Consider the following 12,780-nt stretch of genomic DNA (forward strand, 5'->3'; position numbering starts at 1 on the left):
GCTTATATGTAAAGGCTGCTTGCGTAAGTATTGACATAGTAGCCGTAATTTTTCTATAGCTTTTACTGGGTTATATATCGTTTAAGTGGCTCGGTATTTTGTCTTAACCATCCCAAAGCTAGCGACCAATAACGCTAAGACTTGCACGAATAATAACAACCCTACCGTAAGCGACCATTGACCGCGCGCATAGGCTATCCCGCATAGCCAAGCACCTAAAGTACCACCTGCATAATAGGCCATATAGTATAAACCAGAAGCCAATGAGCGACCTTTTTTGACATTGACTGCGATATAGCTGATGGTTGCCGCCTGCGTGACAAACACGCCCGAGGACATAATTGCAAGTCCTACCACAATACCCCAAAGTGGCGTCACAAGGGTCAATAATACCCCAAGCATTGATACAACAACGGCTACCCGAACGGTTCGTGCTGAACCAAATCGTCTTAGCAAGGTAGAGGATAATGGCGTAATGACCACCCCAATTAAATATACCGCAAAAATATTAGCCAGCGCCCCAGTACTAAGCTCATAGGGCGTGCCTGCTAGGTACAAATTGATAAAGGTAAAACAGCCAACTAAGGAAAATAGCACACAGAAACCAAGTAAACAGGCAGTGACCACATAACGATTGGTCAGGTGCTCGCTAAGTGTCTGTATCGCTGAGCGAAAGTTCGGGTTGGCTTCAAAGTGACGTGACGATGGTAGTATCTTACCCACCCAAAGCGCACCAATCAGCGTCATCGCTGCCATTACATAGTAGCCTGCGCGCCAGCCGATAAGCTCGTGTAAATGACCGAGCAAAAACCGTCCCATAAAGCCACCAAACACTGAGCCTGAGACGTAAAAAGACATCAATTCAGTGACTGCCCGCCCCTCAAACTCTTCACCGATATAAGCAATCGTCACCACAGTGATACCGGGCACGGACAACCCTTGTATAAAGCGCCACATACCCATCCAGCCAATGCTAGGGCTTTGCGCAATTAACGCCGTCGGAATCGCTAAAAACAGTAACGCGCCAACGATAAATGATTTACGCCCCACAGCATCAGAGAGCATACCCAAAAACGGTGACATGATAGCAATCGCTAACACAGTTGCTCCAACGATCATGCCCGCTTGGACTTCAGTCGCCGCAAAATCTAGCATCAGGACAGGTAGCACCGCTTGAATAGAATACACTTGTAAAAAAGCAAACATGCCAATCAAGCCAAAGGTGAGTTTTAAAACCCATGACGTAGAACCATTTGGCGAAGTGGAAGGCGGTGGGGCGGTATATTGGGTCTGATCAGTAGAATGATTCACAAGGAGGCTGACTATATTGGTTATGCCATGACAGTGATAAATACCTGTTATTGACTTGGATGAAAGATGGTTGATACAGCTATAGTCAAAATATCCTAAAAACGCGACGGTATTGCTTGCTGATATCAATTTTTTGTAGCCTCTGTCTGCACAGGCACAGCAAGCAAGGAAAATGGATATCAGTAGTGCGTGATGGTTCGATATTACTTTTCACTGACTATAGATACTAAAAGCGTTATATGATAAATCTATAGGATAAAATGGTATTTTTAAATAGTAAATACTTCTTAAATACTAAACACCTCTTAAATGATAAATATTTATCCTAAAGACAAGCGAGTTATGTTACCACATCAGACCTCATACTCAGTTTTAGATGTGTTATTGGCGCTACATTAGCCTTGTTATTTGACCAAAAAATATTGCCATTTTTCTTTATATCATAGCGCCGCCATTTATAGAAATACCTTTGCTTAAAATTAGCCGCGCTACTTAACATTAGCCACGCTTTACCTTCAAATTGGCATTGTAGCCTAGTCGCATTCGATACCGTGCAGGCGGTTTATGGCTTTGACAATTAAAAGATTAATGTCTACTATTATTTTGCCTTATCAGGTATAGCGTCAAAAATAGAATAAAAAATCAATAGCTAAGCCAATCAAAATTATACAACCCTCACATACAAGAATGTTTATCATGGTAAAAAATGCTGGGCTTGCAAAAGCTATTATTGTCACGGGCGCGTTGTTTTTTTCTATGCCGACTTTGGCTGAACTCAGCCTATCTGAGATTACAGTTCATACAGTAAATGAAGCATTACCAGAAGTACCAGCGATGCCATCAGACTGTATTGCAGATAGCGCAATCACGGCAGATGCTCTGTCAGATACTCGTGATAATGGTCCCTTCTCTGTCCGCACCAAACGCGTTTCGCGACAGTCAGCAAAGGGTTTCGGTGGTGGTACGATTCACTACCCGACCAATGCTAGCGGCTGCGGTCTGTTAGGCGCTATCGCTGTGGTTCCGGGTTATGTGTCTTACGAGGCTGCTATTAAATGGTGGGGGCCGCGTCTGGCATCTTGGGGCTTCGTCGTTATCACTATCAATACCCACTCTATCTATGACGATCCAGATAGCAGAGCGGCTCAATTGAACGCCGCGCTCGACCACATGATCACTGATGACACCGTCGGCAGCATGATAGATCCTACGCGGTTGGGTGCTATTGGCTGGTCGATGGGCGGCGGCGGTGCGCTTAGACTGGCAACGGAGCGCAGCACAGTACGAGCCATCATGCCACTAGCACCCTACCATAACAAAAGCTATGGCGCGGTAAAAACGCCAACCTTAGTCATTACCTGCGAGCATGATCGGATTGCGCCTAACAATAAATATAGCAACGCTTTCTATAAAAATGCCACCGGCCCCAAAATGATAGTTGAAGTAAACAATGGTAGCCACTTTTGTCCAAGTTACCGCTTTAACGAGATATTGCTGAGTAAGCCTGGCATCGCGTGGATGCAGCGCCATATTAATAATGACACACGCTTCGATAAGTTTTTATGTGCCAACGAAAACTATAGCAAAAACCCGCGCATTTCTGCTTACAATTATAAAGACTGTCCGTAAAGCGGTGTATAGGAATGGTGACATTTGCTTTAAGTCTCCCTTTATTTGCGTATATTAGGTCTAAGAACATTCGAATTTAGGTATCGAATTCAGCTATGATTTAAAGAGGATTATCTACAATGGAAGACCAGATACATGATTTGGGTGCAGGTTTTTGGAACATTCGCGGCTCGTTCGTGAGACAAGGCATGATCGATATAGGCAATCAATCAGCCTTAGTAAAGTTACACTCTGGAAAGTTTGTGCTGCTAGACAGCTATACGCTCACGGGTGACGTCCGCGCGCAAGTGATGGCGCTGACCAACAATGGGCAGGACATAGAAGCCGTACTCAACGTACATCCTTTTCATACGGTGCACTGTGCGCGAGTGGCAAAAGACTTTCCACATGCTCTATTTTACGGGAGTGCACGTCATCATAAAGAAGTGCCAGAAGTAACCTGGAGTGAGGATTACGTTGAAAGTGCAGCGGTCGCCGAGCGTTATCCTGAGCTTGAATTTTCACTACCGCAAGGCATTCATTATATTGCCCCTGACGATACGGTACATGCAAGCTCGCTCTTGGTATTCCATCCTGCCAGCCAAAGCTTATATGTCGACGATACCATCGAGACGCCACCGTCAAAACGCTTCAATGCGGTACAAGCGGGTATAAACTTACATGCCACGACGATAAAAGCACTAAGAGATGAACCAGATGCGGGCAAAAATTATTGCGATTGGGCCATCAATTTGGCACATGACTGGCGCGATGTGCGTCACTTTTGCGGCGCGCACTCAGGTTTAGTAGTGTTTGAAGAAGGTGAATTTGAAGCAGCATTATTGTCTACTATCCACAGCGCCCGTTCTGAGCTTGAGAAGGCTTAAATGAGTTAACTTGAATGGTCTAAACAATCACAAGAAATAGCACAAATAATAAGCGTAAATTATAAGCATTAAAACCCATCAGCAGTGAAAAAAGCCAAGCGAATGCGCGTTTATTAATGACAATTTCTCTTGAATTCACTGCGCTGATGGAATATCGCCACACATAACATCTTTTTTATAACAGACTTTAAGCGTGTCCTAAGTCATTATCCATGGCGAGACTGTTTATCATTGATCAATTAAGGAGAAATAATTATGACAGACAAAATTATAGATTTAGGCTCAGGATTCTGGAACATACGCGGAACTTTTCGTATAGGCGGCGTCCTAAATATCGGTACCCAATGCTCACTGATCAAGCTGGCATCGGGACGTTTTATATTTTTGGACAGCTATGCATTGGCCGGTGATATTCGTGCCAAGGTTATGGCATTGACCAATGACGGTCAAGATGTCGAAGCGGTGCTTAATTTGCACCCCTTTCACACGATTCACTGCGCACAGATGGCAAAGGATTTCCCGCAAGCCACTATGTATGGCAGTAGCCGCCATCATAAAAAAATACCTGAGGTCCAATGGTCAGATGACTTGGTGGAGAGCGAAGCGGTGGCACAGCGCTATCCTGAACTAGAGTTTTCTTTATCCCAAGGTGTGCATTATATCTCGCCTAACGAGATGATTCACGCAGGCTCATTATTGGTATTTCATCCTGCCAGTAAAAGCTTACACGTCGATGATACTTTTATGAATCCACCATCAAAGTTACTGCGCGCGGTGCTACCCGAGATAATGTTGCACCCAACGACCAAAAAAGCGCTAAAAAGCGAGCCTGATGCTGGTAAACAGTATTGCGACTGGGCAACGAGCTTGGCTCATGAGTGGCGTGATGTGCGTCACTTTTGCGCAGCGCACTCAGAGTTAACAACCTTTGCAGAAGGTGAATTTGAAAAGGCGTTAGTCAAGGCAGTAAGCAAAGCGCGTCCTAAGCTTGAGCAGGCGTAACGTCGTAGAACCGTTATGATTAGTACCGTTATGATAAATAAAAATGAAAAGGAATAATAACTATGTCAGACGAGATTCATGATTTGGGCTCAGGCTTTTGGAACATACGCGGCTCGTTTAAAATAGGCGGTGTCGTTAATATAGGCGCGCAATGCTCTTTGGTACGCTTACAGTCAGGAAAGTTTGTATTCTTGGACAGCTATACGTTGACCGATGAGGTTCGTGCTCAGGTCATGGCATTGACCAATGACGGTCAAGATGTCGAGGCGGTGCTCAATGTCCACCCCTTCCATACGGTACACTGTGCGCAAATGGCCAAGGACTTTCCAAAGGCTATATTTTACGGTAGTAGCCGTCATGCCGAACAAGTGCCAGAGGTAGCATGGGCAGATGATTTGGTTGAAAGCGAAGCAGTAGCTCAGCGCTATCCTGAGCTGGCTTTCTCTTTACCCAAGGGCATTTATTATATTGCGCCTGATGAAAAGATTCATGCTGGTTCGCTATTGGTTTATCATCCTGACAGCCGCAGCTTGCACGTCGATGATACCTTTGTGACGCCACCTTTAAAGCTACTAGATGCCGTGTTGCCTGACGTACTACTGCAACCTGATACCGAAAAAGCCCTGAAGAATGAAACTAATGCTGGCAAACAGTATTGCGACTGGGCAACAAGCTTGGCTCATGATTGGGATGTCCGTCATTTTTGCGCGGCACATACCCATATGATCGAGTTTGAAGCAGGCGAATTCACCGCCGCATTGTTAAAAACCATTGATAAAGCGCGTCCTAAACTAGAAAGCGCTTAAAGCTTATCAGTATCTAAATTTTTCAATGCAAAAAGGCCGCTATTATCAGCGGCTTTTTTATGAATTTATTATTATAGGGTCTATTTCCAAAACCTTGAACAGAATGATTTTGATGGTAAAGCAATTTAAGACAATAATGCTGCCAACTCCGCTTCATTATTCATCACGTCAGCCAATGTATAGCGCTCAAGCACCGCAATAAAGGCTGTAAGCGCTTCAAAAAACACCCCTTTTAATTGGCAAACTGGACTAATCACACAGCCTACCTTAGAGATAGATGCGGACTCATCTATTAGCGTAATGGGCAATCCTTTTGAATGTGGTTGGCGCTCGCCATTGGGCAACTGCGTCGCAAAACATTCTACTAGCGCAAAATCTGGTTCGATCTGCTTAATCAATACGCCCAAGTTGATGTCTTTTGGCGCGCATGCCAGCCGGATACCACCGTTTTTGCCACGCACGCTATCGATATAGCCAAGCTGACCGAGCTGATGAATAATCTTTGTTAAATGACTTTTTGAGATATTATAGCTGTTGGCGATATCACTGATGTTGGCCAGTGAATGCTGATCTGGTTTCACCGCTAAATAAATCAATGAGCGCAGCGCGTAGTCACTATAATTGGTTAGTCGCATTGATTCGCGCTCCTGTCTAGTTTGAGATTATTAAAAGTTAATGCTTTCATATTATACGTTTTCGATATTTTTGCTCTCATGCATATCATCCAAATAAGCCGTCTGGTCTTGGTCGTGCTAGCATCGGTAAATAACTGATGCAGAACAGTACAAAGCAAGCAATCCACGCGCTTTGTGCCACCATAATCCATAACAAATAATGATTCATATCAACCAGCGGTAATAACACTCGGCTGACAAATACCAGTATCATCAGAATGTATACGACATTCACGCTCTTTGGTGGCTGATGAATACTGCGGCCCGTGTGTCCAAGCGATACCCGCGTCATCATCGCCACCGTCATCATCCCAACCCCTGCAATGGCCAATCCGTGCAGCGCAATACTATGCGCGTAGCCCAGCCAAGGCTGCAAAGCGTAGAGCAGGAAACTCAGACACATTCCCAAAAAGGCAATATATAATGACCACAGCAGTGGCTTTTGCCAAATACCGCGATTATACCATCCCAACAAACGAATGATATTGACCACGGCTACGCCAAGTGCCGTGATCGTCAGCAAATACTTATTAGGATAAAACAAATCGGCCAAAAAGAAAGCGAAGAAAAAAGCCAAGCTGGCAATATCCTGAATTTTACTATTTCGTAGCGTTATAGTGCCAGTGCCAGCCCCACTTAATCCGCGCTCAATAAAGAAAGGGACTACTCGCCGCCCAATAGTTAGCACTAAGCCAATGATTAAGTAAAAGCCCAAGTAGATACCTACTCTGGTCGTACTCATGTCTGCGCTTATAATACCCCAGTAGCACAGACCGTTACCCAGTGTTAGTAGCGCCAGCTTGGCCAAAATTCCCATTTGTTTGTATTGTTTGACTTGTAGCACTGCGCGAAATATAACGAAAGCCATCGAGCCGACAAACAACAAATCAAATAATGCCGCTGCATATAATAACCATGCACTACTTCCTGCAATGGTGACGCCAAGCCCAAAAGCCAACCATCCTAAACGCGCCAGCAACCAACAAGCAAAGATTGCCAGTAGCGAATAACCATGCGGCATCATCACTCCTGTCCATGTCTTTACTGCCGTCAGTAAGAAACCCGCCACCACAGCGAGTGCATAACCATAAATCATCTCGTGACCGTGCCAGTACAGCGGGTTTAAAACCTGAGCATCGATGTCGGTATGTCCGGTAAACACAAACGACCACAACACCATCATGATAATCGCAAATACTGCCGCTGCACTAAAAAATAGGCGAAAGCTGAGGTTAAGAATAGGATGTGGAGAGTATGGTGCTTTACTCGGTAGCTTGATAGAGTGCATAGCAGTCTTCTTAGAATTGATTTAAATCGCTTACTTAAAAGTTCATATTAAATGAATGTTATAAATTATACAATATGCCTAATGTACTGGATAGCTTATAGAATGATGAATGTATGCAACAAAGGCGACTATAGTGATAGCCTTAAATTCTAATGTCTATTTAATAAAGTAATACAGATGTTAAGCAAGTAGTCCTTAGATTTGTATAGCGGCTACAAACAAAGAAAAAATCACGATTAGGGTCACGTATTTTCTAACGGTAAAATATTTATTATCAATAACATCAGCGCGACGTAAGCCATGATCGATGAGCAGCAGACAAATAAAACCAATCATAAGCAACCAGACAAAACCAGTCGTTGATAGACTTAAAAAGCCAAGCCATAGCAGCAGCGCAATAATATTGCTGAGCACAGGTAGCTTGACAGCCCACGGATGGTTATCAGCCAACCCCAGATGATTGCCCCAATGCGCGCCTGCCATAAATGAGGCAATGACTAACCCATAGACTGAAAGAATCTGCGTGGTTGCGCCCAGTACCCGTATAGCGTCAATGCCCATAGTGATAAAGATGGCGCAGGCAACGAACGGAATGACGCCGGCAAACGTTAAATAAGGACTGGGTTTTTTCATAAGTCATACTTATATGTTATTTGAGCTGATAAGAAATATTTAAGACAACCATTTATCCATAAACACGCCTGCTGGATCATGCTGCTGCATTTGTTTTTTTAGATTGAACTGACGACATCCTCTAGGGTCAGCGCTGACTCCAGCTAGATACTGCCAATTGCCCCAATTACTGCAGACGTCATAATCAATCAACTGCTGCTCAAAATAAGTCGCACCGTAGCGCCAATCGAGTCCTAACTCATGAATAAAAGCGCTGGCAACCAGTTGCCGACCTCGATTCGACATATATCCTGTGCTATTCAACTGCTTCATACAAGCATTGATAATAGGATATCTCGTTTCGCCATTTTGCCACGCCTCCAAGCGCTGTTGATTATGACGATTGGCTGGCGCTTGATGACTGATACCTTTGAATAAAAATAATTCCTTGTCATGAGTGACGCCATACCAGTAAAAATATTCACGCCATAACAGCTCAAACCATATCCAGTACGTCGAGTCATTAGCGATCACTTCCTGCTCGTACTGACGCAAACGGTTTAATAAGACTTTGACCGATAGTGAACCGTTAGCCAGCCATGGCGAGAACTTCGTTGAGTCAGTCCAAGTATCGAACGCATTACGAGTGGTCTTATAGCTACTTGGCGCATCCGACTCGAAATAATTGTTTAGATGTACAAGTGCCTGCCCTTCTCCGCCTTTGAAGTTTGGCTCTAGCTGTACAGATTTATCAAATGTTTTGGTTTCAAAAGTATAATGGCTACTATCTAGCGTTTTAGGCATAGATGGTAGCTTAGTAGGAGTTTGACAAATGGCAAGAGCGTCTTGAGCGCTCAATAGATTATGCTCATACTCTACTTTTTTACGAAACTGAGTAAAGCTTTTGGGTAGCTCTTGAGTTGGCATTGTGCCAAACAGCGTTGCGGTCGATTGATAGTGCCAAATGATTTGTGGATACTTATTTCGTAGCGCTTTATAAGCCAAATTCTGAGCGTAGTCGGCGGTGTTACTAACGCAGATATCATTAACATTTTGTGATTCAATAAGCTGACAAAGCTGGGTAAACGCATCTTCGTCTGCTTTTTTATCTTGATTTAAGTGCAACAACCTATTGCCTAAACGCTGTATCGATGACTTCAAATCTGCCAAACTTTCCATTAAGAATTGCTGGCGCGCCAATCCCCTCTCATCAAAGTGATAAGCTTGCCCCCAGTTTGGCGTTTGACTATCGGTCAACTCCGACGCATAAACCATTATTAAAGACCCACTATCAGCCAACGCTGCAGCGTGACTCAAAGTCGCATTGTCATGCACGCGCAGATCATTATGAAACAGCATTAATACTGTTTTTTCACCTGACTCATTAGCTACTAACTGATTGCTCATGCTTATCCTTTAGAATTTAAAAGCCCCTACGCTATGACTATAATATTTTAAAAAAAGCGATACAGTATAGGACGTGTTAAATACCTGCCTTTTTGCAGCTACTGTAATCGCTAGCATTGACTCTACTTGAGTGGGCTGATTAAATGGTGGACACTTAGGAGAATACTATGACTGAAGAAAATGCACCTGCTGAAAAGCGTAAAATCGTTAATAAGTTTTTGATGACGCTGACCAAAGAACAGCCGCAAATGTATTATGCAACGACATCTGAGATCTCCCGTAGCATCCATACGATGATAAAAGAACATACCAATCGCCTATCAGTAGAAGAGCAAGCGCTCGTTAGAAAGATAACTATTGAAGAGATTGAAGCTTTGCTAGGTTTTCATTCTCGATAGCCTGTTTTTAGATAAAGCGATTCACAATGACAGCTGACACTCACAAAAAAAAGACCGCTATAAAAGCGGTCTTTTTCATTATTAACAATTCTAACTCGACTAGAACATACTATTAAAACAGCTAGTTAAAAAGACTAGCTAAAACGGCTAAATTAGAATGGATATTGACGCGGTTCGTTTTGCATTGATATCCAATGCGTTCTGGTAAACTCTTCCAGTATCCACTCACCATTGAAGCGACCAATACCTGAGTTTTTTTCGCCGCCAAATGGCATGTTGCTCTCATCATTGACTGAGATATCATTAATATGGGTCATGCCCGCTCTGATACCGCGAGCAAAGCGCAGACCTTTTTGCATATCTGCTGTAAATACCGCACTAGATAAACCATACATGGAGTCATTGGCTATCGATAACGCATCCTCCTCATCTTTGGCACGAATAATACCAACCAATGGTCCGAACACCTCATTACGTGACAAATCCATCTCGCGAGTCACTTCAGTAAAGATATGCGGCGGTACGACTTGACCTTTAATCTCACCACTCAAAATCATTTTGGCACCTTCTTCCTGTGCTTTAGCGATTTTTTCTTTCAGCGATTTGACTTGTTTTTCATTAATAATTGGACCCACTGCCGTATCTTGCTTGTTCGGATCACCAACGTTTAAGGTTTTAACATGAGCTAAGAATCGCTCTACGAAGTCATCATAAATCTCGTCTTCAACGATAATACGGTTGATAGCGAGACAGATTTGACCTTGATGCAGGAACTTACCAAAGGCGGCGGCTTTTACCGCTTGCTCAATATCCGCGTCTTTTAATACCACAAATGGGCTATTACCACCGAGCTCAAGCGCGACTTGTTTGATGTAATCACCACCATTGGCCAGCTCACCGATGTGTTTGCCTACCGACGTAGAACCCGTAAAGGAGACAAAACTTGGAATATCGTGGGTAACGATGGCATCGCCTATTTCGCTACCAGCACCGACGACGACGTTGAGCAAGCCTTTTGGCAGACCCGCCTCTTCAAATATTTTTGCAAACAATAGACCACCAGTAATCGGCGTATCACTAGCAGGCTTAAGCACCACAGCATTACCCAATGCCAATGCTGGGGCAATTGAGCGTTGGGTTAGATGTAATGGAAAATTCCATGGGCTGATAACGGCAATGACGCCCATCGGCTCACGATAAATATAGTTTTCTTTACCAGGGGTGTTAGAAGCGCGAATCTCACCATGTACACGGCTAGGAAATGAAGCGGACTCCAAAGTAATCGCGCGCGCATTGCTAAACTCTGCCATGGCTTTAATACGAGTACTACCCGACTCCTTGATTAGCCAATCTACAATTTCATCTTGACGTTCATCAAAGATATTAACGACTTTATAAAGCACTGCTGCACGTTCGGCGGGCGTTTGCTTGGCCCAAGCTTGTTGTGCCTTGTTGGCGGCTTGATACGCTTCATCAAGTTGTTTTTCTGTTGCTTGCTGAATTTCGACCAATGTATCGCCATTAAAGGGATTGGTGTTGGTATTGACGCTATCGTCTTTACCCTGCTGCCATGAGCCTGCGATATATTGCAGATGAAAATCATTGTAAGCGTTGGTTTTATTGGTATCAGTTGACATAATTGTCCTTATTTATCTTATGGTTATGAGGTAGAACGGTTGAGCTAGCAATATGATAGATAACTAATAATATTATTAATAAATGATGCCCTTAATAAGTAACGTCATCCAAAAAATCTATGTGAAAACATTTTTGATAAAACTTCATTATTGAACGCACTATTCTAAAAGATAACGAGTAGAGATTAAAAATCTCGTCAACGTCTTTAAAATTTAGTATCTGATAAAATCTCAATCATAATCAGTTATCAATCATCAGTTATAAGTAAGCGGTTATAAAACGTAACTTGCTAGACGACTGGTCTAATGCTACCATAGAGCTTATGAAAATAAGAATTATTTATCATTAAATATTGTTGAATAAACGTAACATCAGATAGAAATTGCTAAAAAAAATACTCGAGTATCCTTGTTCATAACGCTCTGAATTTCACGTACTATTTTTTCACGTACTATTTTTTAAGTTACTTCATACAAATTACCCAAAAAAAATCTAGGAGGACATTGCCTTTATGTCTGCTATTGCAACCACCACTTCACCAGATACTAAAGCCCATCTGTTAGCCACAGGTTATCAACTGATTGCCAAAAAAGGCTTTACCGCCGTTGGTATCAAGCAAATATTGGATACCGCAGGTGTGCCTAAAGGCTCTTTTTACCATTACTTTGCGTCAAAAGAGGCGTTTGGTGAAGCAATCATCAGTCACTATTTTGTCAATTATAAGAACCGTTTAGAAACGATCGGCGGGCAGGATGTGAATGCGCAGCAAAAACTCTATAACTACTTTCAAAACTGGTATGACACCCAGCAGAATGGTTGCGACCATGAAAAATGCTTGGTCGTCAAGCTTAGCGCAGAGGTGGCAGATATGTCAGAGACCATGCGTGAAGCGCTAGACGCGGGTTATCAGCAGACCATTACTTGGCTAGCCACACAAATAAAAGCGGGATGGATAGATGGTTCTGTACCACACTCTGACAATATCGCTGCCGAAAGTATGGCTAAGCGCTGGTATTTTGCGTGGCTTGGTGCCAGCTTAATCGCCAAAACCAGCCAAACCAATACACCGCTTGCCGAAGTATGGCAAATGACGACTTCGCAAATGGGTCGCTAACTGTCAGCACGCACCATCATCACACACTGTCACTC

The 12,780-nt window shown here is 43.3% G+C and carries 12 protein-coding genes; 6 read left to right on the forward strand and 6 right to left on the reverse strand.

Translation table 11 applies throughout. From position 1 onward, the window contains the following. Positions 1-81 precede the first annotated feature (81 nt). The gene (locus CXF65_RS14120) at positions 82-1,215 is read right to left on the reverse strand and encodes an MFS transporter (protein ID WP_198552029.1); all 1,134 of its coding nucleotides are present in this window, start codon (positions 1,213-1,215) and stop codon (positions 82-84) included. A 792-nt stretch (positions 1,216-2,007) separates the two neighbouring features. Between CXF65_RS14120 and CXF65_RS14125 the strand changes: the two genes are divergently transcribed. From CXF65_RS14125 to CXF65_RS14140, 4 genes are all read left to right on the forward strand, one after another. Next, positions 2,008-2,940, forward strand: a complete 933-nt coding sequence (locus CXF65_RS14125; protein WP_101212682.1) for a dienelactone hydrolase family protein — start codon at positions 2,008-2,010, stop codon at positions 2,938-2,940. A 119-nt stretch (positions 2,941-3,059) separates the two neighbouring features. Further along, positions 3,060-3,806, forward strand: a complete 747-nt coding sequence (locus tag CXF65_RS14130) for a hypothetical protein (RefSeq protein ID WP_025650660.1) — start codon at positions 3,060-3,062, stop codon at positions 3,804-3,806. Positions 3,807-4,061: 255 nt separating this feature from the next. Next, positions 4,062-4,808, forward strand: coding sequence for a hypothetical protein (locus CXF65_RS14135; protein WP_025650661.1), 747 nt, complete (start codon positions 4,062-4,064; stop codon positions 4,806-4,808). A 62-nt stretch (positions 4,809-4,870) separates the two neighbouring features. Further along, a complete protein-coding gene (locus tag CXF65_RS14140; RefSeq protein WP_025650662.1) occupies positions 4,871-5,614 on the forward strand; it encodes a hypothetical protein in 744 nt (247 codons plus the stop codon). 125 nt (positions 5,615-5,739) lie between these two features. On the opposite strand, the gene CXF65_RS14145 is transcribed toward CXF65_RS14140, so the two are convergent. From CXF65_RS14145 to CXF65_RS14160, 4 genes are all read right to left on the reverse strand, one after another. Then, a complete protein-coding gene (locus CXF65_RS14145; protein ID WP_101212684.1) occupies positions 5,740-6,249 on the reverse strand; it encodes an Rrf2 family transcriptional regulator in 510 nt (169 codons plus the stop codon). Positions 6,250-6,334: 85 nt separating this feature from the next. After that, positions 6,335-7,576: an NnrS family protein gene (locus CXF65_RS14150; RefSeq protein ID WP_025650664.1), complete on the reverse strand. Its 1,242-nt coding sequence runs from the start codon at positions 7,574-7,576 to the stop codon at positions 6,335-6,337. A gap of 195 nt (positions 7,577-7,771) precedes the next feature. Beyond that, positions 7,772-8,209 carry a DUF3429 domain-containing protein gene (locus tag CXF65_RS14155; RefSeq protein WP_101212686.1) on the reverse strand — a complete coding sequence of 146 codons (438 nt, stop codon included), beginning with the start codon at positions 8,207-8,209 and terminating at the stop codon, positions 7,772-7,774. Between the two features lie 39 nt (positions 8,210-8,248). After that, positions 8,249-9,595, reverse strand: coding sequence for a DASH family cryptochrome (locus CXF65_RS14160; protein ID WP_101212688.1), 1,347 nt, complete (start codon positions 9,593-9,595; stop codon positions 8,249-8,251). A 167-nt stretch (positions 9,596-9,762) separates the two neighbouring features. Here CXF65_RS14160 and CXF65_RS14165 point away from each other — a divergent pair, with 167 nt between their 5' ends. Beyond that, positions 9,763-9,993 (forward strand): hypothetical protein, encoded by a 231-nt coding sequence (locus CXF65_RS14165; RefSeq protein ID WP_025650667.1) that lies wholly within the window; start codon positions 9,763-9,765, stop codon positions 9,991-9,993. 152 nt (positions 9,994-10,145) lie between these two features. Here CXF65_RS14165 and CXF65_RS14170 read toward each other — a convergent pair whose 3' ends face one another. Beyond that, entirely contained in the window at positions 10,146-11,630 is a 1,485-nt protein-coding gene (locus tag CXF65_RS14170) for an aldehyde dehydrogenase family protein (RefSeq protein ID WP_101212690.1), read from the reverse strand. Positions 11,631-12,142: 512 nt separating this feature from the next. On the opposite strand from CXF65_RS14170, the gene CXF65_RS14175 reads away from it, so the two are divergent. After that, on the forward strand, positions 12,143-12,745 hold the full coding sequence (locus tag CXF65_RS14175; protein WP_101212692.1) for a TetR/AcrR family transcriptional regulator: 603 nt from the start codon (positions 12,143-12,145) through the stop codon (positions 12,743-12,745). Positions 12,746-12,780 lie beyond the last annotated feature (35 nt).

Source organism: Psychrobacter sp. Sarcosine-3u-12 (assembly GCF_002836005.1).
Classification (GTDB): Bacteria; Pseudomonadota; Gammaproteobacteria; order Pseudomonadales; family Moraxellaceae; genus Psychrobacter; species Psychrobacter okhotskensis.